Annotated in this window: 22 protein-coding genes and 1 other RNA gene; 9 read left to right on the top strand and 14 right to left on the bottom strand. The window is 62.5% G+C overall.

Annotation, left to right across the window (positions count from 1 at the left end; all coding sequences use genetic code 11):
• Nucleotides 1-14 precede the first annotated feature (14 nt).
• From ACFFP0_RS23285 to ACFFP0_RS23245, 9 genes are all read right to left on the bottom strand, one after another.
• On the bottom strand, nucleotides 15-1,757 hold the full coding sequence (locus ACFFP0_RS23285) for a peptidoglycan D,D-transpeptidase FtsI family protein (RefSeq protein ID WP_377264595.1): 1,743 nt from the start codon (nucleotides 1,755-1,757) through the stop codon (nucleotides 15-17).
• Nucleotides 1,757-2,218 (bottom strand): cell division protein FtsL, encoded by a 462-nt coding sequence (ftsL, locus tag ACFFP0_RS23280; protein WP_377264594.1) that lies wholly within the window; start codon nucleotides 2,216-2,218, stop codon nucleotides 1,757-1,759. The genes ACFFP0_RS23285 and ftsL overlap by 1 nt, the downstream gene beginning before the upstream one ends.
• A gap of 3 nt (nucleotides 2,219-2,221) precedes the next feature.
• On the bottom strand, nucleotides 2,222-3,247 hold the full coding sequence (gene rsmH / locus ACFFP0_RS23275; protein ID WP_377264593.1) for a 16S rRNA (cytosine(1402)-N(4))-methyltransferase RsmH: 1,026 nt from the start codon (nucleotides 3,245-3,247) through the stop codon (nucleotides 2,222-2,224).
• Between the two features lie 14 nt (nucleotides 3,248-3,261).
• Nucleotides 3,262-3,696, bottom strand: coding sequence for a division/cell wall cluster transcriptional repressor MraZ (gene mraZ / locus ACFFP0_RS23270; protein ID WP_377264645.1), 435 nt, complete (start codon nucleotides 3,694-3,696; stop codon nucleotides 3,262-3,264).
• 481 nt (nucleotides 3,697-4,177) lie between these two features.
• Nucleotides 4,178-4,612: RNase P RNA component class A (gene rnpB / locus ACFFP0_RS23265), an RNA gene on the bottom strand.
• Nucleotides 4,613-4,652: 40 nt separating this feature from the next.
• Nucleotides 4,653-5,846, bottom strand: coding sequence for an NAD(P)/FAD-dependent oxidoreductase (locus tag ACFFP0_RS23260; RefSeq protein WP_377264644.1), 1,194 nt, complete (start codon nucleotides 5,844-5,846; stop codon nucleotides 4,653-4,655).
• 67 nt (nucleotides 5,847-5,913) lie between these two features.
• Entirely contained in the window at nucleotides 5,914-6,501 is a 588-nt protein-coding gene (locus ACFFP0_RS23255; protein ID WP_377264592.1) for a lytic transglycosylase domain-containing protein, read from the bottom strand.
• Nucleotides 6,502-6,730: 229 nt separating this feature from the next.
• The gene (locus ACFFP0_RS23250; RefSeq protein WP_377264591.1) at nucleotides 6,731-7,492 is read right to left on the bottom strand and encodes an N-acetylmuramoyl-L-alanine amidase; all 762 of its coding nucleotides are present in this window, start codon (nucleotides 7,490-7,492) and stop codon (nucleotides 6,731-6,733) included.
• A complete protein-coding gene (locus tag ACFFP0_RS23245; protein WP_377264643.1) occupies nucleotides 7,489-8,232 on the bottom strand; it encodes a TerB family tellurite resistance protein in 744 nt (247 codons plus the stop codon). Before ACFFP0_RS23245 ends, ACFFP0_RS23250 begins: the two co-directional genes overlap by 4 nt.
• Nucleotides 8,233-8,562: 330 nt before the next feature.
• On the opposite strand from ACFFP0_RS23245, the gene ACFFP0_RS23240 reads away from it, so the two are divergent.
• The 3 genes from ACFFP0_RS23240 (at nucleotide 8,563) to ACFFP0_RS23230 (ending at nucleotide 11,738) form a co-directional block, all read left to right on the top strand.
• Nucleotides 8,563-9,774, top strand: coding sequence for a pyrophosphate--fructose-6-phosphate 1-phosphotransferase (locus ACFFP0_RS23240; protein WP_377264590.1), 1,212 nt, complete (start codon nucleotides 8,563-8,565; stop codon nucleotides 9,772-9,774).
• 48 nt (nucleotides 9,775-9,822) lie between these two features.
• On the top strand, nucleotides 9,823-10,458 hold the full coding sequence (locus ACFFP0_RS23235) for a LysE family translocator (RefSeq protein WP_377264589.1): 636 nt from the start codon (nucleotides 9,823-9,825) through the stop codon (nucleotides 10,456-10,458).
• A 212-nt stretch (nucleotides 10,459-10,670) separates the two neighbouring features.
• A complete protein-coding gene (locus ACFFP0_RS23230; protein WP_377264588.1) occupies nucleotides 10,671-11,738 on the top strand; it encodes a transglycosylase SLT domain-containing protein in 1,068 nt (355 codons plus the stop codon).
• 19 nt (nucleotides 11,739-11,757) lie between these two features.
• On the opposite strand, the gene ACFFP0_RS23225 is transcribed toward ACFFP0_RS23230, so the two are convergent.
• Nucleotides 11,758-13,110: a serine hydrolase domain-containing protein gene (locus tag ACFFP0_RS23225; RefSeq protein ID WP_377264587.1), complete on the bottom strand. Its 1,353-nt coding sequence runs from the start codon at nucleotides 13,108-13,110 to the stop codon at nucleotides 11,758-11,760.
• Nucleotides 13,111-13,275: 165 nt separating this feature from the next.
• On the opposite strand from ACFFP0_RS23225, the gene ACFFP0_RS23220 reads away from it, so the two are divergent.
• The 5 genes from ACFFP0_RS23220 (at nucleotide 13,276) to ACFFP0_RS23200 (ending at nucleotide 18,483) form a co-directional block, all read left to right on the top strand.
• Nucleotides 13,276-14,523 carry a BtaA family protein gene (locus ACFFP0_RS23220; RefSeq protein ID WP_377264586.1) on the top strand — a complete coding sequence of 416 codons (1,248 nt, stop codon included), beginning with the start codon at nucleotides 13,276-13,278 and terminating at the stop codon, nucleotides 14,521-14,523.
• Nucleotides 14,523-15,191 (top strand): class I SAM-dependent methyltransferase, encoded by a 669-nt coding sequence (locus ACFFP0_RS23215; RefSeq protein WP_377264585.1) that lies wholly within the window; start codon nucleotides 14,523-14,525, stop codon nucleotides 15,189-15,191. Before ACFFP0_RS23220 ends, ACFFP0_RS23215 begins: the two co-directional genes overlap by 1 nt.
• Before the next feature lie 148 nt (nucleotides 15,192-15,339).
• Nucleotides 15,340-16,125: a glycoside hydrolase family 25 protein gene (locus tag ACFFP0_RS23210; RefSeq protein ID WP_377264584.1), complete on the top strand. Its 786-nt coding sequence runs from the start codon at nucleotides 15,340-15,342 to the stop codon at nucleotides 16,123-16,125.
• Between the two features lie 138 nt (nucleotides 16,126-16,263).
• Complete coding sequence (locus tag ACFFP0_RS23205; RefSeq protein WP_377264583.1) at nucleotides 16,264-17,466, top strand: lytic murein transglycosylase; 1,203 nt, start codon at nucleotides 16,264-16,266, stop codon at nucleotides 17,464-17,466.
• An 87-nt stretch (nucleotides 17,467-17,553) separates the two neighbouring features.
• On the top strand, nucleotides 17,554-18,483 hold the full coding sequence (locus ACFFP0_RS23200) for a DMT family transporter (protein ID WP_377264582.1): 930 nt from the start codon (nucleotides 17,554-17,556) through the stop codon (nucleotides 18,481-18,483).
• Between the two features lie 410 nt (nucleotides 18,484-18,893).
• On the opposite strand, the gene metF is transcribed toward ACFFP0_RS23200, so the two are convergent.
• The 4 genes from metF to ettA all read right to left on the bottom strand — a co-directional run bounded on the left by metF (nucleotide 18,894) and on the right by ettA (nucleotide 25,141).
• Nucleotides 18,894-19,790 carry a methylenetetrahydrofolate reductase [NAD(P)H] gene (metF, locus tag ACFFP0_RS23195; protein WP_377264642.1) on the bottom strand — a complete coding sequence of 299 codons (897 nt, stop codon included), beginning with the start codon at nucleotides 19,788-19,790 and terminating at the stop codon, nucleotides 18,894-18,896.
• Between the two features lie 4 nt (nucleotides 19,791-19,794).
• Nucleotides 19,795-20,790 carry an ArsR/SmtB family transcription factor gene (locus ACFFP0_RS23190; RefSeq protein WP_377264581.1) on the bottom strand — a complete coding sequence of 332 codons (996 nt, stop codon included), beginning with the start codon at nucleotides 20,788-20,790 and terminating at the stop codon, nucleotides 19,795-19,797.
• Nucleotides 20,791-20,942: 152 nt separating this feature from the next.
• The gene (locus ACFFP0_RS23185) at nucleotides 20,943-23,264 is read right to left on the bottom strand and encodes a methyl-accepting chemotaxis protein (RefSeq protein ID WP_377264580.1); all 2,322 of its coding nucleotides are present in this window, start codon (nucleotides 23,262-23,264) and stop codon (nucleotides 20,943-20,945) included.
• 227 nt (nucleotides 23,265-23,491) lie between these two features.
• Complete coding sequence (gene ettA / locus ACFFP0_RS23180) at nucleotides 23,492-25,141, bottom strand: energy-dependent translational throttle protein EttA (protein WP_377264579.1); 1,650 nt, start codon at nucleotides 25,139-25,141, stop codon at nucleotides 23,492-23,494.
• 90 nt (nucleotides 25,142-25,231) lie between these two features.
• Here ettA and ACFFP0_RS23175 point away from each other — a divergent pair, with 90 nt between their 5' ends.
• On the top strand, nucleotides 25,232-26,170 hold the full coding sequence (locus tag ACFFP0_RS23175; protein ID WP_377264578.1) for an alpha/beta fold hydrolase: 939 nt from the start codon (nucleotides 25,232-25,234) through the stop codon (nucleotides 26,168-26,170).
• The last annotated feature ends 245 nt before the right edge of the window (nucleotides 26,171-26,415 follow it).

The following is a 26,415-nucleotide window of genomic DNA, read 5'->3' as shown; positions in this document are numbered from 1 at the left end:
CGATTTGTTATCGCTCAATAAGACACGAGCAGGGCAGAACCGTCATTGCCGAATTTCGGCTTTACACCGAGAATGGGCGCCGACCGCGCGATGATCTCCTTGACCATCGGAGCGGCGGACGTTGCCGCCAGCGCTGCGCCATTGCCCTTGTCCGTCTTCGGCTCGTCGGCAAAGCTCAGGACGACATATTGCGGATCATCCATCGGAAAGGCGGCCAGGAACGCATTGAAGTTCTTGTCATGCGCATAGCGTCCGTTGACGACCTTGTCGGCCGTTCCCGTCTTCCCGCCGACATTGAAGCCCGTCACGCGCGCGTTGCGGCCGGACCCGTTGGCGCCGTTCCACTCAAAAAGGAAGCGCATGTCCTTGCTGGTCGAGGGCTTGAGAACCTGGGTGGCCACCTTGTCCGCGTCCTCGCGGGAGCGCGGCAGGAAGGTCGGCGGTATGTATTTTCCGCCGTTGACGAGCGCCGCACCGGCGACCGCCGTCTGCAGCGGCGTGGTGGAGACGCCGTGGCCGAAGGAAATGGTGATCGAGTTGATCTTCTTCCACTGCCGCGGCTGGCTCGGCTGCGCGACTTCCGGCAATTCCGTACGCATCCTGGTGAGCAGGCCGAGCCTGGTCAGGAAATCCTTGTGGCCTTCGATACCGACGGAATCGGCGATCTTGGCCGTGCCGATATTGGAGGAATACTGGAAGATTTCCGGAACGCTGAGCACCCGGCCCTTGCCGTGAAAATCCTTGATGGTGAAGCCGCCGATGCGGATCGGGAAGCGCGCGTCGAACGTGCTCTGCAGGTTCATCTTGCCGGCATCGAGGCCCATGGCGAGGGTGAACGACTTGAAGGTCGAGCCCATTTCGAACGTGCCGTTCGACATGCGGTTGAACCAGCCCTGCTCTCCGCCTTCGGCCGGGTTGTTGGGATCGAAATCCGGTGCGGAGGCCATGCCGAGGATTTCACCGGTATGGACGTCGATGACGACGGCGCCCGCGCCGATTGCGCGATACTTGCCGATCGCCTCGACGACCACTTCCCGAACGATCGCCTGCACGCGCAGATCGATCGACAGTTTCACCGGTTCGAGAGGCTGGCCGGATGTCATCCCGACAGCCGTGAGGTCGGCAAGCCCCTGGCTGTCGACATAACGCTCCATGCCCGCAACGCCGCGGTTGTCGATGTTCACGTAGCCGACGACATGGGCCGCCGTGGGGCCGCCGGGATAGAAACGGCGCTTCTCGGGGCGGAAACCGATCCCCGGAATTCCGAGCGCCAGGATCTGGCTCTGCTGTTTCGGCGTGAGCTGGCGGCGCAGCCACTGGAAGCGCGAATTGGACTTGAGCTTGGAATAGGTCGACTTGACGTCGAGATCGTGCAGCACGGTCGAGAGCTTCTCGATCACCTCGTCCGCGTCGACGATCTTGTGCGGTTCGGCAAACAGCGAGACCGTGCGGATGTCGGTCGCGAGCACCTCGCCGTTGCGGTCCACGAGGTCCGGGCGCGAGGCCATCAGCCGGTCGGCCGGCAGGATGCTGGAGGTCACCAGCGGTTGCGCCATCCCGTACTGCACCAGGCGCCCGCCGATGACGCAATAAAAGGCCGCGAAGCCGGCGATCAGCAGCCCGACCCGGTTCTTCGCCTGGGAGGATTTCCGCTTGCGCGTCCCTTCGAAGGCCCCCCCGGCGGAAGAGCGACCGCGGCTGCCGGCGGAAAAATGCGCCCGGCTCTTCAGGACCATGATGCGAGACAGGAAAGACATCAGCGTTTCACCGATCCTGTGGAGATGATTTCGACGGAGCCGCGCGGCAACGGGACCGGGACTTTCTGGGCGGGTTTGGCCTTGGCTGCGGCAACACCCTTCAGCGCCGCGGCGACTTCGCTGTTCTTGCCGGCGATGATGTCCTCGATCGTCGTCTCCGGTTGCGGGAGCGCCGACCTGGGCATGGGCAGCTCCTTCGGCATGGCAAGCTGCGTCGTTTCGGTCGGCGCCAGGCGGAGTTCGGAATTGTAGACATTGATCAGGCGGTGCAGGCGGTTCGGCTGGGTCAGGAGCGCCCAGTCCGCCTTCAGAAGGTCGATCGTATCCTTCTCCAGCTTGATTTCCGCCTCAAGGCGCCGAACCTCGCTCAGCTTTTCGTCCGCACGATGCTTGATCGTGTAGGTCACGACGGCGGTCGCCGTCATCACGCCAATCAGGACAAGATCGAAGCTACGCAACATGTCTCAGGCTCCCATCTTTGCAAGGCTGGCGAGATCAGGCAGGTCGAAAATGGAAAGGTCGGCCGGCTGCGCCGCCGCATCGGTGCGGATGCCGGCGCGCAGTTTTGCCGAACGAACCCTCGGATTGGTTTCCGCCTCCTCGTCATCGGCGATGACCACCGACTTGCCGAGCGCTTCGAAGATTGCAGGCTTCGCCTCGACCATCGGCATATGACGGGAGCCAGAAACCTTGCCGGAGCGATCGGCGAAGAACTGCTTGACGATCCGGTCTTCCAGGGAATGGAAGGTGACGACGACGAGCCGGCCGCCCGGCTTCAGCGCCCGTTCGGCGGCGAACAAGGCCTGCGCAAGTTCGCCAAGCTCGTCGTTCACGAAGATACGCAATGCCTGGAAGACACGCGTCGCCGGATGGATCTTGTCCTTCGCCTTGCGCGGATTGACGCTTTCGACGAGGTTCGCGAGATCGCGCGTGGTGGTGAACGGCTCGGAGGCGCGGCGTTTTTCGATGGCGCGGGCGATGCGCCCCGCCTGCCTTTCCTCACCCAGGAAACCGAAAATCCGCGTCAGATCGCCAGCCTTTGCGCGATTGACGACATCGGCCGCCGAAACGCCCTCCGCCGACATACGCATGTCGAGCGGACCGTTCTTCTGGAACGAGAAACCGCGCTCGGCCTCGTCGATCTGCATCGAGGAAACCCCGATATCCAGGACGACGCCATCCAGCCCTCCCGGCGCGACGTGATCGGCAAGCCGGGAAAATTGCGAATGAACGAGCGTGAGGCGGCCTTCGCTGGCATCGACGAGCCGCTGGCCGGCCGCAATCGCCGTGGGGTCGCGGTCGAGGGCGAGGACCTGCGCGCCCTGGGCAAGGAGGGCGGATGTGTATCCGCCCGCCCCGAACGTGCCGTCAAGGATAAGCTTGCCGGATCGAGGTTCGAGCGCCTCGACGACCTGCCGGAGAAGAACCGGAATATGACGAACCGGTCCGCCTTCTGGCTCGGTCGCTGCCTCGCCTTGATTCGCCGCCATTCCGCACCTCTGCTCTACATGGGGCGAAAACTCGAACGCCCCTCTCTTGCCGCCGCCTGCGCCTCGTGAAACGCCTGCGGCCGCCAAAGCTGAAAATGATCCGAACGCCCCACGAAGGTAACTTCCGAACTGATTCCCGTGAAGTCGCGGATAAAATCCGTGACCATCAGCCGGCCCTCCGCGTCGAGCCTCATGAAGACACCGCCGCCATGAACCAGCAGCGACATCCGGTTCGCCTCCGGCGAAAAAGGGTCCACGGAGGCGATCTGCCGCTCGTAGCGATCGAGCAGATCCGGCCCTCCGACGCTGATCGCCGGATAGATGAAATCCTGAAGGCAGTAGAGCTCCTGGATTCCCCGCTCCGAAAGAATAGAACGAAAACCCGCCGGGACGGAAACCCGCCCCTTCGCATCGACCCTGTTCGTCGCATTCGACAGGAAGCGGCCCATCACGCCAAACATCCGCCCCATTCAGGTTGAGGACGGAAAACCGTCCGCGCACGCACACCGGCCCGAACACGGTTTCGCGGCCCGGACGGACAAGAAACCGCCCGGCTCGAAGGCCGAAACTCTGGGATTGGCGAGCGATCATTCGCCCTTGTGCAATGCGATTTTGGGATACCATGGGACCATATGGGCGTCAATGGGAGAAGCCCCGCTAGCCACTCCCAAACCGGATTTATTTATAAGCCGTTAAGTTTAACAAAGGGTTATCGGCAGACATGAAGAAACCGCCTTGACCGAGCGGCTCAAGTCGATCTGGAACACATCTTAAGAGACAGCAATCAAAAGAATCTTCAGGATTGCTCATATAAAATGCGGCCGCCCCCGGCTTCCGGCGGCCCGCCCCGGAGGCGCCTGAAACGTTAACGACGGGCCGTCCGTCGGGCAAGAAAGGCCGCAAGCGCCCTTGGCAAGCGAAGAAAAGAGAACCGCCAGTTGGCCTGTAAGCCGGGTTCTGTATGGCCCCGGTGCAAGCACCGGAACGCGGCAGCCATTCATCTGGGACGATGTTTGCACATCGCCTCGCGCAACCCACCCGGATGACTGGCCCGGAAACAGGCTGTAGCCCCGCTTTCGCGTAGGCCCGCGTCATCCCTATTCGGTCTTGCTCCCGGTGGGGTTTACCTTGCCACCCCTGTTACCAGGGGCGCGGTGGGCTCTTACCCCACCCTTTCACCCTTACCCCGCCATCTCTGCCGCTCGTCGCGAGCGGTAGAAAAAGCGGGGCGGTTTCCTTTCTGTGGCACTTTCCCTGGGGTCGCCCCCGCCGGACGTTATCCGGCACCGTGTTTCCGTGGAGCCCGGACTTTCCTCACCTCACCGCCTTTCGGCATTGGTGAAGCGCGGCTGCCCGGCCAACTGGCATGCGGTCCATAACCGACATGGGGAGCGAAGGCCAGAGTTTACAGGTAACTTGCAGCAAAATCCGCCGAATAGGCATCATCGACGATCCGTCCGTGGAAGATCAGCTCCGCACCGAGCCTGCCGATCTCGTCCGAACTTTTGGCGGCCGCCCCGCATCCGCCGCTCAGGATGCCGATGCGGCTCGCCTCCGTCATCGCGATCGCCGGATAACCTGTCGGCGTGAAAGACGTGACGCAAGCCGCCATGGAGGTGCGGGAAAGATCGAGCGACGGCATCAGCCGGCCGATGACCCCGCTCAGGTGCGCATGGGTGCTTTCGCGGCCGCCGGAGCGGAACCAGGCGCGGACCTCCGGCTCGCTCGGCAGCAGCAGATCGTCCGGATCGCCGCCGATCTTGAGATAGAGCCTGCCGTCGGGATAGCGTACCGGCGGCAGGAGATAGATGCCGTCCTCGCCCTCGGTCCATTTCCAGATCAGCGACGGTACGTCGCCAAGCGCATCCATCGCCGCCTCGTCCACCTCGAAGAAGGCGACCGTGCGCGCATAAACCTTCAGGTCAAGACGCACCCCCAGGAGATTCTCGTTGATGGAAAAACCGCCTGCTGCGACAAGGACCTTTTCGCCGGAATAGTGATTGCCCTCGGCCGTGGCGACCGTGACCGCATCGCCCTCCTGCCGCACGGACAGGACCGTCTCGGGAACGATCGCCGCCCCCTGCCGCTCGGCGAGCAGCGCCTGCGCCTTCACAAGCCGGCGCGGATTGATGTGACCGGCATTCTCCGGCTCCCAGACGCCTTCGCTATCCTTCGGGAAGGCAAAGAACGGGAATCGGCCCGCAAGGCCGGCATCGGCGAGGGTTTCCGTCGCGACCCCAAGCTTGCCGGCCGCATCGATAACGTTGCCGACATAGGACGGCGGCTGTCCGGTCCGCTTCGGACCGACGATCAGGCACCCGGTTCCCGAATAGAAGTCGATGCCGCTCCTGGCGGCGATGTCGCCGTAACGGGCGATGGAGCGGTTGGCAAGGCGCGCCCATACCGGATCGGGATCGATGGTCCGGGTGATGCGCGCCTCGTCATAGTGGCTGGCGAACACGCCCTCGTGGCGCCGGTAGTCCTCCGGCTCCCCCGGACCGATCAGCGCGACGCCGTCGGTCCATTCCGAAAGGTGGCGGGCCGCGGCCGCCCCCATCATCCCCCTGCCGATGACGATATACTTGTATCGTGCCGCCATGCCCTGCCCTTTCGATTCGACCATCCGAAATGCTTTTTCCTGGAGGCATTTCTAACCGTTTCCGGAATCAGAATGCTACCGTCGAAAGAGACGCAGTCTGCTCCCTTGTTTCCAGGATGGCCTCCACGCGCTCGCAATAGCGCCTGGAGACCGGGTTCATCCTCTTGGCGCCATGGCCCGCATTGTATTTGAGGATCGTGCCGCAGGTCCCGCCGTCCCCGAGTTCATGGGCGCCGGCAAGATATTTCATGCCGAAGCGAATGTTGGTCTCCGGGTCGTAGAGCCCGTAGTCAGGCCCGTCATAGCCCATCATCCTGGCCGTCGAAGGCTTGATCTGCATGAGGCCGATCTCGCCGGCCTTGCCCCTGACGGTTGGGCGAAAATTGCTTTCCACTTGGATCACCGCATTCGCGAGTTCGACAGGAACATCCAGCTCGTCCGCATATTTCCGAATGAGCGTGGCATAATGAAGCTGCCGGACGAGACGCTTGTCCTCATCGGTGGGGGCGGCAGAACCGGTCTCGCGCGTTTCCCATGGAGTGATGAGCGGCTTGGCAGGGGAAACGCCGTCGCCTCCGTCCTGAGCGCGCACGAGTTCGGTTTCCGCGACGAGCATGGCAAGGCCCGCCGCGGCAGCAATGACCAGTTTTTTCATTGAGTAAGAATGTCTCCGGACCAACAGGTTCGCGGACGTCGTTACGCAGACATTCCCTCACCGCGTCGCCGGATGGACGGCGCGGTGTTTTACGAAACCCGATTGTTTATCTCTGCAACCCCCGTCCTACATGGTGGCTGCGCGAACCGGTCCTTTAGAATGACCTAATAAGGAGATGATGTGGCGACGGGAAAATACGCCGCCTTCGGTCGGGCGACGGCAGCGCGCCCTAGCTGTATCTCGGCAACGCCTTCAGCAGCCGATGCAGCGTGTCGATCGTGGAAAAATCGGCGATTCCATCCACAAGCAGAGGGCGGAAATGCCTCTGGAACGCTTCCACCACGCCCTTTGTCCGATCGCAGAAATTTCCTGTAATTTCAAGATCGTATCCATAAAGCGAAAGCATCGATTGCAGCGCCTCCACGGGCTGGCCGATCTCGCCGTACTGGAAGAATCGCCCGCCGCTGATTTGCGCCGGATCGACCCAATGACCAATTCCGTCAATGTGCAACTTCTGCCAGGGGAAATTTTCGCCCGGATCAACCTTGCGGATGGGCGCCACATCCGAGTGTCCGAGCACCCTTTCGGGGGGGATTCCCCACCTGGTGCCGCAGTCTCGACACAATTCGACGACGGCGCCGATTTGCGCATCGGGAAAATCCGGCAGCCCTCCGGGATGGCCGGAATTGACGATTTCGATTCCGATGGAACAGGAGTTGATATCGGTTTCCCCGGCCCAGGCGCTCTTGCCCGCATGCCAGGCGCGACGCTCCTCCGGCACGAGCTGGACGATGCCTCCGTCTTCATGCACGACGTAATGGCTGGAGACCTGGCTTTCCACATTGCAGAGCCAGGAAAGCGCGCCCTCGGCATTGGGCATGCCGGTATAGTGCAGAACGATCATGTCCGGCTTGCGTCCGCCGACACGCTCACCATGATTGGGAGAAGGCCTTACCGATGCGCCGGCATGATCGGCGGTGAAGAACGTCATGCAGCGCGACGCTCTTTCGCGATCGCCGCATAGGCGGCGTTGAGAGCGGCCATCCGCTCGTTGGCGGCGGCATGCAGCGTCGCCGGCACGCCACGGGCGATCAGCCGGTCCGGGTGATGCTCGGAAACCAGGAGACGGTACTGCTTGCGGATTTCCGCAAAATCGTCGTCCGGAGAAACGCCGAGCACCAGATAAGGGTCCGCGCCGTCGAGGTGAACGTGACGCGCCATGATGCGACGGAAATGAACTTCGTCGATCCGGAATATCTCCGCGATGCGAGCCAGGAAGGCGAGTTCCTTCTCATGCACCAGGCCATCCGCCTTGGCGATGTGGAACAGTCCGTCGATCACGTTTTCCAGCATCGGGCAGTTTTCGGACGCGCCCGAGCCGCAGAGGCCCGCAAGCTTCGTGGCATAGGCCTCGTATCCCGCCACGTCCTGTCGGGCGAGGTTGTAGAGCCGCGCCACATTGCGCGCTTCCTCGTCGGGGAAGTCGAAAATCTGCTGAAAGGCCGTCACTTCGGCCGCCGTCACGATACCGTCGGCCTTCGCCATCTTCGCCGAAAGCGCGATGATGGCCACGGAGAACGATACCTTGCGGCGCGTTTCCGGATCGCCCTCGAACACCGTACGGATGGCTTCGACCACCCGCCCGAGCACACTCCCCGCCGCGTCGCCGATGGCGCCGAGGAGCCGTTCCCACAGGGAGGAGATTTGCAGACAGGCGAAATCGAAGATCATCGCCGCAATGGACCAGATTATCCCCGCGATTGCAAGGCGGCGGACAGTCCATCTCACATTAAACTATGTTCATGTTTTCCGAACAATCAACCCCCGATCACCCGCCGGTGATTACTTTTGCAGGCATAATCGCACGGCGGTTGATCCCGACCCTTTTCCACAGCCCGGCAGCCGCCTCATCATATTGAATCGATTATATTCCGCCGTCCTGCGCCGGGAAGCCGAAATGCCCGTTTTTCTTGAGAAATTCACTTTACAGGGGCTTGTCTCTGTCGCATCCATTCATCGTTTTTTGAGCTGCACGCGAGTGATGCGCGTCAAGGAGGAACGATGGCCAAACAGAAAATAGCAATGTTGACCGCCGGAGGCCTTGCGCCCTGCCTGTCTTCCGCCGTTGGCGGATTGATCGAACGCTATAACGATATCGCCCCCGAGATCGAGATGGTCGCCTACCGCTCGGGTTATCAGGGCGTCCTGCTCGGCGACAGGATCGAGATCAACCAGGACATGCGCGAGAAGGCCTATCTGCTGCACCGCTACGGCGGCTCGCCGATCGGCAACAGCCGCGTCAAGCTCACCAACGCCGCCGACTGCGTCAAGCGCGGCCTCGTCAAGGAAGGCGAGAACCCGCTCAGAATTGCCGCCGACCGCCTCGCCGCCGATGGCATCACCATTCTCCACACGATCGGCGGCGACGACACCAACACGACCGCGGCCGACCTTGCCGCCTATCTTGGCGCCAACGGCTACGACCTGACGGTCGTCGGCCTGCCGAAAACGGTCGACAACGACGTCGTCCCGATCCGCCAGTCGCTCGGCGCCTGGACCGCGGCGGAGGTCGGCGCGCATTTCTTCGACCATGTCTCGAACGAGCAGAGCGCGGCACCTCGCACACTTGTGATTCACGAAGTGATGGGTCGCCATTGCGGCTGGCTTACCGCGGCCACCGCCCGCGCCTATATTCAGAAGACCAAGGGCAACGAATATGTCGAAGGCTTCATGATGAACACGGCGATGAAGAACATCGACGGTCTCTATCTGCCGGAAATGGCCTTCGACCAGGAGAGCGAGGCCGCCCGCCTCAAGGACATCATGGACAAGCGCGGCTTCGTGACGCTGTTCGTATCCGAAGGCGCCTGCCTCGACGCGATCGTCGCCGAGCGTGAAGCCGCCGGCGAGACGATCAAGCGCGATGCCTTCGGACATGTGAAGATCGACACGATCAACGTCGGCAACTGGTTCCAGAAGCAGTTCGCCGCCCTTCTCGGCGCCGAACGGTCCATGGTCCAGAAGTCCGGCTATTTCGCCCGCTCCGCTCCGGCGAATGCCGAGGACCTGCGCCTTATCCACAGCATGGTCGATCTCGCGGTCGAAAGCGCGCTGAACAAGGTGTCGGGCGTGACCGGCCACGACGAGGAACAGGGCGGAAGACTGCGGACGATCGAATTCCCGCGAATCAAGGGTGGAAAACATTTCGATCTGACGGCAAAATGGTTCGGCGAGGTGATGGACCATATCGGTCAGCGCTTCGAGACTGCATGACGCAAGAACGTTGGCGGGCACCATCACGGTCGCCCGGGAGGACATGGGATGACGAATGATACCTGGCTCGCTTTCGCTGCGACCGCGATCTTTCTCATCCTCCTGCCGAGCCCGCTTGCCTGCCTGACTGCCAGCTTCTCGCTCCAGCGCGGCCGCCGCACGGCGGTCGCCACCGTCCCGGGCCTCGCCATCGGTCTGTCCATCGCCTTCCTCATGGCGGTCGCGCCGCTGGCTCTGGTGTCCCTCTACCTGCCCCGGCTCCTGGAGACCTTGTCCTGGGTCAGCCTCGGATATCTGATGTTCTACATTCTCTGGTCCTACCAGGACCCGAGAATCTCGGGGCCGATCGCCGATAACGACAACCTGCCGGAATGTCGGCCCGCCCGTATCTTCGGCTGTCTGGTCGGCAAATCGGTCTTCGGCCCGCGCTATGCGGCCGTTCTTGCGGCAGTACTGGTGCAGTTCATCGATCCCGGTCGCCCGCTCCTGCCCCAGATCCTCGAAATGCAGGCCACATTCCTTGCCTGCGTGGCGCTGGGAGCGGGAATCCACATCCTTTTCCCCCGTCGCGTGCTGGGTCGCAGAAGGCGCGCTTCCACCCTCAATCCCGCTTCCCGCAAGCCTCAGACGCGCTTCATCTCGCGCCGCGCGGTCACCGCCGGATATCGCCGGATCGCCGCCTGATCTTCGCTCGACCGCCGGCATCTTGCCCGCCGCCGCCCAATAGGTTAATGAAAATGTTCTTTCGGTGGCGTTTGGGCTGACTGGGGTAACGAAATTTTCATGAAAGCGACCCGATGGCGATAATCCGATTCCTTGGCCGCGGAACGGTCGTGGCATGTGCCGTGTCTTCAGCCCTCGCTGGATGCTCCAGCGTCGAACATGAGCCCAAGCTCGTGGCGGCTTCCAAGAATGGCCAGTCGACCGGTCCGGTCCAGACGGCGTCCGCGGACGGGCAGCTGAACATTCAATACAGGGCGGATCTGCCGGTCGGTTCCCAGAACCAGACCGTCGCCAATGCGGCGCCCGGCACCGGTCAGGCCCAGACCACACTGGCGGTTGGCTCCCAGCCGACGGTGGCGCTCGCCAAGACAGGCAGGTTCTCGGTGCCTGTCCCGCAGGCTGCCGATGCGGCCTCCGCCCAGACGGTCGCGATGGCTTCTCCGGCCATGGCACCGCTCGTCGCGTTTGCGCCCGCGGCGGTTCCGGCAACCTATTCCGCCTCACCTGCGCCGCAGACATCGACCCTGGTGGCCTCCGCGCCGGTCGCGTCATCCCCGGCACCCGCCACGTCAACGATACTGGCGGCGTCGAAAAGCGGCCGTCTTGTTTCTCCCGCAGTCGCGCCGGCCGTCTCCGAAGGCAGGATACAGCCTGCGGCCGCCCAGGCGATCGCGCTTGACGAAGCGGAACTCACCCCGGACATGGTGGCGCTTCAGTCGGTCATCCCGACGCCCCGGCCGGACAGGCCGACCATCACGGCAGGCCGGCAGCCTGCCGCCTCCACCGCAACGCTTGCCTATGCGGCACAGCCGCATGCCGTCGCGGCGCTGTCGGCGATGGAATTCCCCCCGGCACCCGGCGAGCCCCTGCCCTCCACCGCATCCGACGCGCCGCCGGAGATCAGCAAGCTCATCAAGCGTTACGCCGGCCTTTACGGCGTGCCCGAATCCCTGGTCCATCGCGTCGTTCATCGCGAAAGCCGCTACGACCCCAAGGCCTATCACAAGAACGGCTACTGGGGTCTCATGCAGATCAAGTATTCGACCGCGAAGTCCATGGGCTACGAAGGCACCCCGAACGGCCTGCTCGATGCCGAGACCAATCTGAAATACGCGATCAAATATCTGCGCGGCGCATGGCTCGTTGCCGACAACCAGAACGACAACGCCATCAAGCTCTATGCGCGCGGCTATTATTATGACGCCAAGCGCAAGGACATGCTCCACGTCCTGGAGAAATAAGGCATGCTGAAACGGCGCCTCAGGGCGCCGTTGTCGCCTTGACGGCCTCCGAAACCAGCCTCAGCGGGTTGTAACGCTCCCAGCCCGGCGTCAGCCCGAGCCGCACGACGACGAGGTCGAGCGACGGGACGACGATGACGTTCTGGCCGTCGTGGCCGTCCAGGATGAAAGTATCCGCGGGAAGCCCCGCATCTTTTCCCGGCAGCCAGGTCTGCATCTTCGAGTACCGGCCGTTCGAGGTCCGGTTCGGCTGGCGCATCTGCGCCACGAAATCGTCCGTCAGTATCCTTCTGCCGTTCCAGACCCCGCCGCGCGCGAGAAGAAGGCCCATCCGCGTCCAATCGCGCGCCGTGGCATACATGTAGGAACTGCCGACGAAGGTTCCGGCCGCATCGGTTTCCATCACCGCGCTCGTCATTCCGAGCGGACCGAAAAGCGCCTCGCCGGGATAGCCAAGCGCCGCCTCCCCGCCACCGATGCGGTCCATCCAGACCTTCGAGAGAATCACTCCCGTCCCCGAGGAATAGTTGAAGCGCGATCCGGGATCGGCCTCGAGCGGCTGATCGGCGGCAAAATTCGCCATGTCCCGTTCAAGATAGAGCATGCGCGTGACATCCGCGACCGTCCCGTAGTTCTCGTTGAAGGCAAGCCCGCTCTCCATGGCGAGCAGATCGGCAAGCCGGATATCGCCCCGCTGGTCGTTCCGCCATTGCGGAAAGAGGCCCTTGTCCTCCAGTGACAGCCGGCCGTCGCGGATGAGCGTGCCGACGATCGCGGCTGTGACCGTCTTGGTCATCGACCAGCCGAGCAGCGGCGTATCTTTCGAGAAGCCCGGACCGTAGGCTTCGCCGACAATCCGTCCGCCTTTTGCGACGATGACGGCCCGCATGCCCGGCCCCGTGAGGCCGGCATCTGAAAGAATGGCCGCAACCCTCGGCTCGGATTCGACTGTTCCGCCATCGGGCCAGAGAGCGGAAGCTTCGGCCACCGTCGGAGCGGAACGAGCCGCACCCGCAGCGACGACGGGCGGCACGCCATCCGGCGTGACGGCGCAGCCCAGACCATCACGATAGACCGCGTCATTGCCGGCGATAAAGCCGAGTAGAGCCGCATGCACGCGCTTTTCAGGCCTGTCGACGGAAACCTGCATCAGCCGCAATAGCGGATGGCCCGGCGCCTGAACGTCGACCGCCAGCACCTCGTCGTCGGGGCGCCCCGCGATGAAGACATTCGAGCAGACGATCTTGGCGGCATAACCGCTGCCAACCCTCAACAGTTCGGGCGGCGCCGTGTAAAGCCAGGCGCCAAGACCGATCAGACCGACGATACAGACTCCGACAAAGACCTTCACAATCCGGATCAGCAACCGCATTCCCATCTCCCGTTTCGCGACCGCATGCAATCAGGAATCCCCCCGTTGCGGAAGGGGTCATCGGAGATCGGCGCGCCGTTCCCGAGGTCGCGCACAGGCGGCGTCATCAATCTGTTGCATGACGGGTTTACACGCGCTGAAACCTTGGACAGGCGGGATTCGATCATGGCGGATATTGCACAGGAAGCCGGTTTCCGGAAAAACCAGAAACTGAAGGATGCGCTTCTGCAGCATAAAGCGCTTTCACGGCAAGGTTTTTCAGAAAGACTTTTCGGGCTGCTTTTCTCCGGCCTCGTCTATCCGCAGATCTGGGAAGATCCGGATGTCGACATGGTGGCGATGGAGCTCTCCGAGGGTCACACCATCGTGACCATCGGCTCGGGCGGCTGCAATATGCTCGCCTATCTTTCCCGCTCGCCGAAGCGGATCGACGTCGTCGACCTCAATCCGCATCACGTCGCCCTGAACCGCCTCAAGCTCGCCGCCTTCCGCCATCTGCCCGGCCACGGCGACGTGGTTCGCCATTTCGGCATGGACGGCGTCACGTCCAACAGCAGGAGCTACGACGCCTTCATAGCCCCGAACCTCGATGCCGCCACCCGCACCTACTGGAACAAGCGGTCGATTTCCGGTCGCCGCCGCATCGAAGTCTTCAACCGCAACATCTACAAGACCGGCCTGCTCGGCCGCTTCATCGGCGCCGGCCACCTCATCGCGCGCCTGCATGGCATCGATCTCAAGGAAATGGGGAATGCCCGGTCGCTGCGCGAACAGCGCCAGTTCTTCGACGACCGCATCGCCCCCCTCTTCGACCGGCCGCTGATCCGCTGGATCACCAGCCGGAAAAGTTCGCTCTTCGGCCTCGGCATTCCGCCGCAGCAATATGACGAGCTGGCGAGCCTGGCTTCCGATGGCTCGATCGCGCCGGTGCTGCGCCAGCGCCTCGAAAAACTCGCGTGCCACTTCCCGCTGCGGGACAACTATTTTGCCTGGCAGGCCTTCACGCGCCGTTATCCCAAACCGGACGAAGGCACGCTGCCGACCTATCTCAAGGCAGAGAACTATCGCGCCATCCGCGACAATGCCGAGCGCGTCACGGTTCATCACGCAAGCTTCACCGAACTCCTCGCGCAGAAACCGGCCGCATCCGTGGACCGCTACGTCCTGCTCGATGCGCAGGACTGGATGACAGACCAGCAGCTCAACGACCTCTGGACGGACATAACCCGCACGGCGGCTCCGGGCGCCCGCGTGATCTTCCGCACCGCCGCCGAAAAGAGCGTGCTCGACGGTCGTCTTTCGCCGGCGCTGCTCGACCAGTGGGCCTATCTTGATGAACGTTCCGGCGAACTCAACCTGCAGGACCGGTCGGCGATCTATGGCGGCTTCCACATCTATGTGAAAAAAGCCTGATGGCGGCGGATATGGCGGGCGCTTCCCTCACCAACGACCACGCCGAACGCATGGACCGGATGTACCGGTACCAGCGCCATATCTATGACCTGACCCGCAAATATTACCTCTTCGGCCGCGACCGGGCGATCGCCGGCCTGCATGTCCCGCCCGGCGCGGCGCTGCTCGAAGTCGGCTGCGGCACGGGCCGGAACCTCCTCCTCGCCCACCGTCTCTATCCGACGGCCCGGCTTTACGGCCTCGACATATCGGCGGAAATGCTGGAAAGCGCCCGCGCCAATTTTCGCGGCAAACCGGCCATGCCTGAATTCCGGGTGGCCGACGCCACCGGTTTCCAGGCGCGGGAATTCGGCGTCGAAGGTTTCGACCGCATCCTGGTCTCCTACGCGCTGTCGATGATTCCCGACTGGGAGAGCGCCGTCGACGCCGCGCTGGCCGCCCTTGCCCCGAACGGTTCGCTGCATATCGTCGATTTCGGCCAGCAGGAACGGCTGCCCCGCTGGTTCGGACGGATTCTGAAGGCCTGGCTCACGCGGTTCCACGTCACGCCCCGCGCCAACCTTCACGACGTGCTCGAAAAGAAGCTGGCGGCGGCCAATGCCGACATGATCTTCGAAGAGATCGGCTGGGGTTATGCCTGGCATGCGGTGATCCGCCGCCGAGGCTGATCCCGCCGCCGCACCGATGTCCCGACACGAATTCCCGCTTGCCCTAACCGATTTTTTACGACGTTATGGTGAACATGGAGTTCATGCCTCCTCGTTTCGCATCCACCGGGCAAGAGGCCTCCTGCATCGGCATAAACACGGGACATCCATGCCTCGGCTCCTTTTCGCCCTTCTTGCGACCGCAGTCCTTGCGACAGGCTGCACATCGACCAGCTACGACCTCATGGAGACCTCGTCGGTCAAGAGGATGCGCTTCAAGGACAACGATCCGCAGGATTTCGGCAAGAACAATCCGGGCCGGCACGAGATCCACGGCATAGACCTGTCCAAGTGGAACGACGAGAACATCGACTGGCAGACCGTCAGGAAATCCGGCATCGCTTTCGTCTTCATCAAGGCAACCGAGGGCAAGGATCGGGTCGACCCCTCGTTCGAACATCACTGGCACAATGCCGCCGCCGCAGGCATTCCGCATGCGCCCTATCATTTCTACTATTTCTGCTCGCCCCCGGAAGAGCAGGCCGACTGGTTCATTGCCAACGTCCCGAAACAATCGGTGAAGCTGCCTCCGGTGCTCGACGTGGAATGGAACCATGCCTCGCCCACCTGCAAACTCAAGCCGGATGCGGCGACGGTGCGCGACGTCATGAAGCGCTTCATGGACCGCATCGAGGCCTATTACGGCAAGCGGCCGATCATCTACACGTCGGTCGACTTCCATCGGGACAACCTGATCGGGGCCTTCAACGATTATCACTTCTGGTTGCGCTCGGTCGCCGCCCATCCCGGCGAAATCTATGCCGATCGCCGCTGGGCCTTCTGGCAATACACCTCGACCGGCGTCGTGCCGGGCATCAAGGGCGAGACGGACATCAATGTTTTCGCGGGCACGACCAGGAACTGGAACAGCTGGGTCGCAGCCGTCAGCAAATAAGAGGTTCTCCGAGGTCGGATTGTCATCTGGCATTGTGCGGACGGTTGCGATAAAAACTGCGCCAGCCTGTCTGCCGCCCACGTTTCGGTCACAAATTTCTTCGACATGAGGCGGTCTTATTTCACATTGGGAACCAGAATGTCCGCTGTCTTCGTCCGCCGCCTCGCGCTTACCTTCATCATCACCGGCTGTCTTTCCTCCACCGCCCTTGCCCAGACGCCCTCACCGGCCTGCGGAGGTGATCTCGGAGCCTTTCTGGAGGGAGTGAAGGCCGAGGCGGTCGCCAAGGGCATTCCCGCCAGCGCTGCCGATGAAGCGCTGACCGGCGCGCAGATCGACCAGAAGGTCCTCTCCCGCGACCGCGCCCAGGGCGTCTTCCGCCAGACCTTCCTTGAATTCTCCCAGCGCACGGTCAGCCAGGCCCGTCTCGACATCGGCCGCCAGAAGCTGAAGCAGCATGCCGACGTCTTTGCCCGCGCCGAGCGTGAATTCGGTGTGGCTCCGGGCGTCATCACCGCTTTTTGGGCCATGGAAACCGATTTCGGCGCCGTGCAGGGTGATTTCAACACGCGCAACGCGCTGGTGACGCTGTCTCACGACTGCCGCCGGCCGGAACTGTTCCGCCCGCAGCTTATCGCACTGATCGAGATGGTGCAGCACGGGGACCTGAATCCCTCGACCAATACCGGCGCCTGGGCCGGCGAGATCGGTCAGGTCCAGATGCTGCCCAAGGACATCATCGCCTATGGCATCGACGGCGACGGCGATGGCCATATCAACGTCAAGGGAAGCTCGCCGGATGCCATCCTGACGGCTGCGAAATTCATCCAGAGCCTGGGCTTCAAGGCCGGCCAGCCGTGGGTTCAGGAGGTGACGCTTCCTGAAAACCTGCCGTGGGAAAAATCGGGCCTCGGCAATGAAATCTCCGCCGGCGAATGGTTCAAGCTGGGCGTGACCCCGCGCGACGGCAATATCGGATTCGCGAACCTTCCCGCAGCCCTCATCCTGCCTCAGGGGCGCAAAGGCCCCGCCTTCCTCACCTATCCGAATTTCGCCGTCTATCTCGAGTGGAACCAGTCCTTCATCTACACGACCTCGGCCGCCTATTTCGCGACCCGGCTTTCCGGCGCCCCGACCTACCTCAAGGGCACGCCGGAGACCGGTCTGGATGATGCCGGCATGAAGGCGCTGCAAACCAAGCTCGAAGCCCTTGGCCACGACATCGGCAAGGTCGACGGCATCCTGGGATCGGGCACCCGCACCGCGGTCCAGAAGGAACAGGCGCGGCTTGGCATGCCTGCGGACGGCTGGCCGACCCAGGCGCTTCTCTCCGCTCTTTGATCGGAGCAGTCGCCTCCCACAAGAATCGGGTGGCGACTCTCTCGTCCGGCGGCTATTTCCTGTTTCTCGACACAAGGGAGAAGCCGCATGACGGGTGCCGCCAGCCCGAGGCCCAGCAATACCGCCTGGGCCCTCATTCTGCTTTTGGGACTGATCTGGGGCGGATCGTTCTTTTTCGCGCGCATCGCGGTCCTGGAAGTACCGCCGTTCACGCTCGTCTTCCTGCGCCTTCTTCTCGCGGCGCTCGCGCTCCACATCTACATTCGTGGCCGCTTCGGGCTTTATGAGGCCCTTGCCGCCCACTGGCGGTCCTTCCTGGTGATGGGCCTTGTCAACAACGCCCTGCCCCATACGCTGATCTTCTTCGGACAGACGCAGATCGGCGCAGGCCTCGCCTCGATCCTCAACGCCACCACGCCGATCTGGACGGTGCTGATCGCCAATCGCTGGACGACGGATGAGAAATTGACCTCCACCAAGCTCGCGGGCTGTCTGGCGGGCCTGGCCGGCACGGCGGTGCTGATCGGTCCCGGGGTCGCGGCAACGGCTTCCGTTCCCCTCTGGGCCCTCGTCCTGCCGGTGCTCGCCGCCATCTCCTACGGTGTTGCCGGCACCTATGGCAAACGTTTCCGCGGCCTCCCCGCACCGGTCTCCGCTACCGGTCAGCTGACCGCCTCCAGCCTGATCATGCTGCCCGTCTCGCTCATCGCCGACCAGCCATGGACGCTTCCTGCACCAACCGCTCACGCAGTGCTGGCGATCCTGGCGCTGGCGCTGCTTTCGACGGCTTTCGCCTATCTGCTCTTCTTCCGGATTCTGGGCATGGCCGGCGCCACCAACGCCTCCCTGGTCACGCTCGTCGTTCCTCCGAGCGCGATTCTGCTGGGTGCGCTTTTCCTTGGCGAGCGTCTGGAAGGGACCGATCTGATCGGCATGCTGCTGATCGGTTTCGGCCTCGCTCTGCTCGACGGAAGACTTCTTCGCATCCGCAGCAACCAGCCGAAAAAAGTTTCATAAAAGCACGGAATACTCACGGAATATGACGGACGGTAACACCCGTACACCACTTTTTAAACCTTCACCCACTTGGGCCTGACGGGAAATAATACAACAAAAATAAGACACTTAAGGGAATAGCGAGAGTATCGGGCCTCTTTTTCGACGGCGCCGCAGCATAGAATCCGCTTTCCAACCGCCACAAAAACGACATAGACTCTAACGGTCAACGCAAGGAGGCAGACATGGGACGTACATACTCTCTGAATGTCCTGGTAGTCGGTGCAGCGTTCGTGTTCGTGGCATCCATGCTCTTCATCTGAGCGCCACAGGGGTCCCGCTACCGGTCAGAAATCTGGCATCCATGACCGTTTGATATCAGCACTTAACTGAGACGCATGCTCCTGTGGGGGAGCATGCGTTCCTTATTTTCAGGCAGCCGCGATACGCGGGCTGTCGATCTGCCGGCGGCCGAGCCGCTCAAGCACCGCCGAAACGAGCGGGGCGCGGTTCATCGTATAGATATGGAAATCGCGGAGACCGCGGCGGATCAGGTCCTCGATCTGCTCGGCCGCGATGTCGGCAGCCACCTCGGCGCGATCCTCGGGCCTTTCGTCCAGGCCTTCGAAACGTGCGTCCAGGAAAGCCGGAACGGAAGAGCCGCAGCGGCTGGCAAACCGCTTGAGCTGGGTGAGGTTCTGGATCGGCATGATGCCCGGCACGACAGGGATGGCGATACCCGCGGCACGCACCTTTTCCAGATAGCGCTCGAAAACGTCGTTGTCGAAGAAGAACTGCGTGAGCGCCCGGGCGGCGCCCGCATCCGCCTTGCGCTTCAACGTTTCGATATCGGCGACAAGATCGGCGCTTTCCGGATGCTTTTCCGGATAGGCGGAAACGGAAATGTCGAAATCGCCATATTCCACCAGGCCGCGCACCAGATCGGCCGTTTGGGCATAACCTTGAGGATGGGGAACATAGGCCGTGCCGATCCCCGCCGCCGGATCGCCGCGCAGGGCCACGATGCGGCGGACGCCGGCCGCCCGGTAATCCTCGACGACGGAACGGATGTCTTCGCGCGACGCATCCACGCAGGTCAGGTGCGCGGCTGTCGCAAGCGGCGTCTCGCCGATGAGACGGCGTACGGTGTGGAGTGTCGGCGCCTTCGTCGAACCGCCCGCACCATAGGTGACGGAGACGAAATCCGGCTCCCACGCGGCGAGCTGCTCGACGGTGTCCCAGAGCTGGGCCTCCATCTCATCCGACTTCGGAGGGAAGAATTCGAAGGAAACCCTGAAAGTCTCGCGGGTGGTGTTCATGAGTTCAATTCCCTTAGAGGACGGTTTGTGTTTCTGCGGATGCATGGGAAGCGATCAGCAGCCTGCGGTCGCGCGCCAGCCATACCGTGGCCGTGAGCGCACCCTCCTTGCCGGAGCCGAGATCGATCGCCTCCTCGACTTCGAGCCCCACCTTGTCCAGCCACTCGGCGATGACCTGATGCGAAAAGCCGAGACGCACATGCGCATGCTCTTCCCGCAGATATTCAAGCTTGTGGGGCGCCAGATCGACGACGATGAGCCGCCCGCCCGGCCGCAGCACACGCGCGGCTTCGGCGATCGCCAGTTCCGGCTGGTCGAGGAAGTGGAGCACCTGATGGATGGTGACGAGATCGAAATCCTGGCCTTCCAGCGGCAGGTTGAGGATATCGCCATGACGGACCGAGGCCTTGACGATCCCGGCCTTGTCGAGATTGGCGCGGGCCACGGCAAGCATGTCGCGGCTCGCATCGATGCCGACAGCGCGGCGATAGAGATTGGACAGGAGCTGCAGAATCCATCCCGTCCCCGTGCCGAGGTCGAGCAGCGCGTCGACCGGTGTCGTGCCGATAAGCTTGCGCAGCGTCGCCTCGACCGCCGCATCGCTCACATGCAGCCGGCGAAGCTCGTCCCATTCGGAGGCGTTGCGGCTGAAATAGGCCTGGGCGCGCTCGGACCTCAGGCGCTTGACGGTCGAGAGCCGCTCGCTGTCCCGCAGGAGCACCGGATCGTCCTCGTAGGAAGCCGCCAGAAGCGTCCTGACGAGGGCCGCCGCCTTGCCTTCCTGCTTCAGACGGAAATAGGCCCAGGCGCCTTCCTGGTAGCGATCGATCAGGGCCTCCTCGGCCAAAAGCTTCAGGTGCCTCGATATGCGGGGCTGGGATTGCCCGAGAATTTCCGTGAGATCGGAGACGGTAAGGTCTCCGGCCGCAAGCAGCGCAAGCAGCCGGAACCGCGTGGGCTCGCCCGCGGTCTTGAGCACATCTACCAGCGTATCGAGCGCCAGACCCATTCGCGGCACCTCCATCCAATCAACATATAAAGATATGTTTATATGACTTCACCGCCTGATGCAAGCAAAACCGGTTGATGGAAGCGGTATCGTTCACAACGACGAAGGCGGCCGAAGCCGCCTTCCCCGGTTTTCCCGTCGATTGGCCCGGATCAGAATTCTTCCCATTCGTCCGCGGATTGGGCAACCGCCGCATTGCCCTGGGAAACCGGCACGCGTGAAGGAGCTGGACGGGCAGGCGCGGGTGTGGGTGTGGCTGAAGCCGGGCGGGACGCCTGCACAGGCGGTGCCGGTGCGCGGCGCATGCGGGCTGCCGTATCCCGGAGCAGGCTGGAGGATGCCGCGCCGCCAAGCTGAAAATGCGAGAGCAGGTCGCTGAGCTTGGTGCTTTCCTGCGCAAGGCCGGCGCCCGCCGCATTCATCTCCTCGACCATGGCGGCATTCTGCTGGGTCGACTGGTCCATGTGGTTGACGGCGGTATTGACCTGCGCAAGCCCTGCCGATTGCTCCTGTGCGGCGGTCGCTATCGCATCCATGTGGGCGTTGACCGTCTGGACGAGCTGCTCGATCATGCCAAGGCCCTCGCCGGTATCGCTAACCAGCTTGACGCCTTCGCCGACGGCGACCGCCGAATTGGAGATAAGCGCCTTGATCTCCTTTGCCGCATTGGCCGAGCGCTGCGCGAGCTCGCGAACCTCCTGGGCGACGACAGCAAACCCCTTGCCGGCCTCGCCGGCGCGAGCGGCCTCGACACCGGCATTCAGCGCCAGAAGGTTGGTCTGGAAGGCGATCTCGTCGATCACGCCGATGATCTGGCCGATCTGCTGGGAAGACTTCTCGATACGCTCCATGGCCACAACCGCATTACGGACGACCTGACCCGACTGGTCAGCGCGATCGCGCGCATCGCGAACGACGTCGCGAGCCTCGGACGTACGCTTGGAGGTCGCGACCACATTGGCGGTGATCTGCTCCAGGGCAGCGGCCGTTTCCTCCAGCGAAGCAGCCTGCTGTTCGGTGCGCTTCGAAAGATTGTCGGAAGCATCCGAGATCTCCTTCGAGCCGCTGTTGACGGTGGCAACAGAATTGCCGACGCTCAGGAGCGCGTCCCGGAGCTGGCGAACCGACGTATTGAAGTCGTGCCGCAGATTTTCGAATTGCGGCGCAAACGCCTCGTGAACCTCGCAAAGCATATCGCCATCGGCAAGACGCCGCAGGCTCGCGGCAAGCGCACCCGTCGCCTGGTTGAGGCGGGCCTCGGCTTCCGCCTCCGCCTGCCGCTGCAGTTCGAGACGCTCGGCCTCCGAACGGCGACGATTGGTGTCGGCCTCCGCTTCAAGCTCATGGTTGCGGATCGCGGCCTGGCGGAACACCTCGACCGAACGGGCCATGTCGCCGATCTCGTCCTTGCGATCGGCATAGGGAATCGCCTCGTCCGTATTTCCGGACGCCAGGCTCGCCATGCGGTTGCCGATATTGCGGATCGAGGCGGACACATTGCGCATGATCAGCAGGCTGAGAACAATGGAAACGATTATGAAGGCGCCGAGCGCGAACAGGGTCAGCCGGAGCGTGGAGGATGCGGTATTCGATTTTTCTTCGGCGAGATCGCTGAGTTGGGTCGCGCCCTCCTGTATCAGGCCGGCGACGAAATCGCGCCGCTTCACCATTGCGGCAACCCAAGCGTCGAAATCGCCCGGAGCCGGCGCGTACCCCTTCAGAGAATCCATGGCCGCGATCGTCCTGTCGATCAGCTGCCCGTCCGCTCCCTGGAAGAAGCTGTCGTATTTCTGCATCAGATCGGCTGACACGAATTGCCGGAATGCCTGTTCATAGATACGGATCTGGTGCTTGCCATGTCCGAACTTCGATAGTTCCTCCGCGTTCAGCGAACCATTCCGGGTATATTGCTGACCGATGCGATTGATGATGAGATATCCCTCATTCACCTGCATGAATGCGTGATAACCCTGCACGGCCCGGAACAGTCCCTGATCATCGATCAGATTGCCTACGCGTCCGGTTATTTCCAATCCCGCGGAGGAGATCGGCTGAAGATATCTGAGCGACATAAGAGGATCAGCCGTGCCGGCATCGATTGCCGAGCGATATTCCGAAAGCTTGCTCCACCGTTCCTCCAGGTTCGACTTGATTTTTGACAGGGCTGAATCCTGAACGCCGAAAGCCACGGTCTGGTTATAAATCTCAATAAGTTGCGCATACCGGCCGTCGGCCTTGGCGCGGATTTCCGGCCGCTGTGCCGCACTGGCCGCACCCTCGACCGGCATGATCAGCATCAGCTCGCCGCCTGCACGCGCAAGCTTTTCGAGCACCAATGCCCGCTCCAGTTCCCGATAATGCATGTAGGAGTTTCTGACAACAAACGCACCAAGGCACACCACCGCCAACAACGGCACCAGAGCAAGGAGCGTCAGCGAGGCCCGGAAAGGCAGGCGCTGGATCAAACGCAGCATGAAACAAACCCTCAAGATCGGCCTGTCTTCATGACAGCGTTAAAGGCCCGGCACGACATGGACCTCCCCCTCAAGGCACACTGGTCCGAAACCTTTGCGAATGTCTTGATCAGTCGACGCAAGAAATCCCCCCATTTTTGGGGGTGCGAATTTTACCCGGCATTAAGCATTTAAAAACGCAAAAGCCCCGGATTTCCGGGGCCTTTACTTAGAAAAACCTAAAATTGTCAGCGAGTCAGTCGCTTGTAGGTAACCCGCTTGGGGTTGACCGCGTCGGCGCCCAGACGACGGATCTTGTCCTTCTCGTAATCTTCGAAATTGCCTTCGAACCATTCCACATGGCTGTCGCCCTCGAAGGCCAGGATATGGGTCGCCAGCCGGTCGAGGAACATGCGATCGTGGCTGATGATCACCGCGCAGCCGGCGAAATTTTCCAGCGCATCCTCAAGCGCCGCGAGCGTCTCGGTGTCGAGGTCGTTGGTCGGTTCGTCGAGCAGGATGACATTGCCGCCCGACTTCAGCATCTTGGCAAGATGGACGCGGTTGCGCTGGCCGCCGGAAAGCGTGCCGACCTTCTGTTGCTGGTCGCCGCCCTTGAAATTGAAGGCGCCGCAATAGGCCCTGGAGTTCATCTCGTACTTGCCGAGCTTGATGATGTCGTTGCCGCCGGAGATTTCCTCCCAGACGGTCTTGTTCCCGTCGAGCGAATCGCGGCTCTGGTCGACATATCCGAGGTGAACCGTATCGCCGACACGGATATCCCCATTGTCGGGCTTTTCCTGCCCCGTGATGAGACGGAACAATGTCGTCTTGCCGGCGCCGTTCGGGCCGATCACGCCGACGATGCCGCCGGGCGGCAGCTTGAACGTCAGATCCTCGAAGAGGACACGGTCGCCGTAGGTCTTCGAGATGTTCTCGGCTTCGATGACCACCTGGCCAAGACGCTCGCCGACCGGAATGATGATCTGCGCTTCGCCGGGACGGCGCTCTTCGGCCGCCTGCACCAGTTCGTCATAGGCGCGGATACGCGCCTTGGACTTCGCCTGGCGGGCCTTGGGCGAGGATGCGATCCACTCCTGCTCGCGGGCGAGCGCCTTCTGGCGGGCGCCCTCCTCGCGCTCCTCCTGCGCCATGCGCTTGGCCTTGGCCCCGAGATAGGCCGAATAATTGCCCTCGTAGGGAATGCCCCGGCCGCGGTCGAGCTCGAGAATCCAGCCGGTGACATTATCCAGGAAGTAACGGTCGTGGGTGACCATCAGGATGGCGCCCGGATATTCGCGCAGGTGCTTTTCGAGCCAGGCGATCGTCTCCGCGTCCAGATGGTTGGTCGGCTCGTCGAGCAGCAGCAGGTCCGGCTGGCGCAGAAGCAGCTGGCAGAGCGCGACGCGGCGCTTTTCACCACCGGAAAGGTTCTCGACCGACGCATCGCCCGGCGGGCAGCGCAGCGCATCCATCGCCATCTCGACCTGGCTTTCGAGATCCCACAGGTTCTGGCTGTCGATGACGTCCTGAAGCTTGGCGCCTTCTTCCGCGGTCTCGTCGGAATAGTTCATCATCAGCTCGTTGTATCGGTCGAGGATCGCCTTCTTGTCGGCGACCCCTTCCATGACGTTTTCCATCACGTTCTTGGAAGGATCGAGCTGCGGTTCCTGCGGCAGGTAGCCGAGCGTCGCCCCGTCGGCGAGCCAGGCTTCGCCGGTGAACTCCTTGTCGAGCCCGGCCATGATCTTGAGCACGGTCGATTTACCGGCGCCGTTGGGGCCGAGGATGCCGATCTTGGCATCGGGATAGAAGGACAGGTGGATATTTTCCAGCACCTTCTTGTTGCCATAGGCCTTGTTGAGGCCGGCCATGTGATAAATGAACTGACGTGCCATTGGATAAACTGCTCCGCGAGGGATTTTTGTTTGCCGCTATGTAGGCGAATTGCCCGGCGGGGGCAATGCGTGAGCGACGGGAGGATTGCAATGTTCGACGAAACGAGGTGGCTTTCGAGCCCGACGGGCGCAAGCCTCGCCTGTCGCCATCAGCCGGCGACGGAGCCCGCCCGAGGCATTCTTCTGATCGCCCATGGCCTGGCCGAACATTCCCGGCGCTACAAGGCCTTTGCCGAAGCCATGGCGGGTGACGGCCTTCATGTCTACGCCTTCGACCACCGCGGCCACGGCGAGACCACGGCGTCCGACGCTCCGATCGGCCGTTTTGCCAGACGCGACGGCGGCAGGCTCGTCTCCGAGGATGTGAAAGCCGTGCGGGACATGGCCCGGGAACGTCATTCCGGCCTTCCGGTCCTGCTTTTCGGCCACTCGATGGGGGGACTGATCACGCTCAACGCCGCGGTCGACCATCCCGAGAGCTACGATGCCATTGCCATCTGGAACTCGAATTTCCATCCCGGCATCGCCGGCCGGGCGGCACAGGCCATCCTGCTCGCTGAAAAGGCCCTGAAAGGCTCGGACGTGCCGAGCGGCCTGCTTCCGAAGCTCACTTTCGGCGCCTGGGGCAATGCCATTGCGAACCATCGAACCGACTTCGACTGGCTGAGCCATGACCGCGACGTCGTGGATGCCTATATCGCCGATCTGCTTTGCGGCTTCGACGCCAGCGTCTCGCTCTGGCTCGATCTTTTCGAGATGACGTTCAGGGCGCCGAAGCTGGTCGGCCGATTGCGGAAGGACCTGCCGGTTCATCTGATCGGCGGCGCGGAGGACCCGGCAACCAACGGCGGCAGGGAAATCCTCTGGCTCGCCGGACATCTTCGAAAGAACGGTCTGTCGCAGGTCACCACAAAGATCTGGCCGGGCACGCGGCACGAAACGCTGAACGACACCGTGCGCGCCCGCGCGACCGCCGAATTCGCCGCCTGGGCGAAAACCGTGCTCCCCGTCCCGGAGCCCGCCCTCTGAAAGGGCCGCCATTCCCGGGCGGAGTCACCTGAAACGGAATGAGTTCATGACATTTATTCAAGTGCTTCCGACATCGCTCCCGGCTATAGGAATTCCATGAATTCGCCGTCCGCAAGCTCTGCCGCGTCATCGCCTGAAACCCGGATCGTCCACGGTCCCGGCCCGATGATCCCTTGCAATGCCGACAGCGCCATTCGTCGACATCTTTTCCAAGCTCGCCGCAGACACGCCGCCGCCGCCCTTCA

The organism is Neorhizobium puerariae (assembly GCF_042429745.1).
Classification (GTDB): Bacteria; Pseudomonadota; Alphaproteobacteria; order Rhizobiales; family Rhizobiaceae; genus Neorhizobium; species Neorhizobium puerariae.
The sequence above is the reverse complement of the archived record's forward strand: the minus strand, read 5'-3'. Positions and strand labels throughout refer to the sequence as shown.

Coding starts and splice junctions, on each gene's coding strand:
- ACFFP0_RS23285 (WP_377264595.1), bottom strand. CDS start 1,757: ATGTCTTTCCTGTCTCGCATCATGGTCCTGAAGAGCCGGGCGCATTTT.
- ftsL (WP_377264594.1), bottom strand. CDS start 2,218: ATGTTGCGTAGCTTCGATCTTGTCCTGATTGGCGTGATGACGGCGACC.
- rsmH (WP_377264593.1), bottom strand. CDS start 3,247: ATGGCGGCGAATCAAGGCGAGGCAGCGACCGAGCCAGAAGGCGGACCG.
- mraZ (WP_377264645.1), bottom strand. CDS start 3,696: ATGGGCCGCTTCCTGTCGAATGCGACGAACAGGGTCGATGCGAAGGGG.
- ACFFP0_RS23260 (WP_377264644.1), bottom strand. CDS start 5,846: ATGGCGGCACGATACAAGTATATCGTCATCGGCAGGGGGATGATGGGG.
- ACFFP0_RS23255 (WP_377264592.1), bottom strand. CDS start 6,501: ATGAAAAAACTGGTCATTGCTGCCGCGGCGGGCCTTGCCATGCTCGTC.
- ACFFP0_RS23250 (WP_377264591.1), bottom strand. CDS start 7,492: ATGACGTTCTTCACCGCCGATCATGCCGGCGCATCGGTAAGGCCTTCT.
- ACFFP0_RS23245 (WP_377264643.1), bottom strand. CDS start 8,232: ATGATCTTCGATTTCGCCTGTCTGCAAATCTCCTCCCTGTGGGAACGG.
- ACFFP0_RS23240 (WP_377264590.1), top strand. CDS start 8,563: ATGGCCAAACAGAAAATAGCAATGTTGACCGCCGGAGGCCTTGCGCCC.
- ACFFP0_RS23235 (WP_377264589.1), top strand. CDS start 9,823: ATGACGAATGATACCTGGCTCGCTTTCGCTGCGACCGCGATCTTTCTC.
- ACFFP0_RS23225 (WP_377264587.1), bottom strand. CDS start 13,110: ATGCGGTTGCTGATCCGGATTGTGAAGGTCTTTGTCGGAGTCTGTATC.
- ACFFP0_RS23220 (WP_377264586.1), top strand. CDS start 13,276: ATGGCGGATATTGCACAGGAAGCCGGTTTCCGGAAAAACCAGAAACTG.
- ACFFP0_RS23215 (WP_377264585.1), top strand. CDS start 14,523: ATGGCGGCGGATATGGCGGGCGCTTCCCTCACCAACGACCACGCCGAA.
- ACFFP0_RS23210 (WP_377264584.1), top strand. CDS start 15,340: ATGCCTCGGCTCCTTTTCGCCCTTCTTGCGACCGCAGTCCTTGCGACA.
- ACFFP0_RS23205 (WP_377264583.1), top strand. CDS start 16,264: ATGTCCGCTGTCTTCGTCCGCCGCCTCGCGCTTACCTTCATCATCACC.
- ACFFP0_RS23200 (WP_377264582.1), top strand. CDS start 17,554: ATGACGGGTGCCGCCAGCCCGAGGCCCAGCAATACCGCCTGGGCCCTC.
- ACFFP0_RS23190 (WP_377264581.1), bottom strand. CDS start 20,790: ATGGGTCTGGCGCTCGATACGCTGGTAGATGTGCTCAAGACCGCGGGC.
- ACFFP0_RS23185 (WP_377264580.1), bottom strand. CDS start 23,264: ATGCTGCGTTTGATCCAGCGCCTGCCTTTCCGGGCCTCGCTGACGCTC.
- ettA (WP_377264579.1), bottom strand. CDS start 25,141: ATGGCACGTCAGTTCATTTATCACATGGCCGGCCTCAACAAGGCCTAT.
- ACFFP0_RS23175 (WP_377264578.1), top strand. CDS start 25,232: ATGTTCGACGAAACGAGGTGGCTTTCGAGCCCGACGGGCGCAAGCCTC.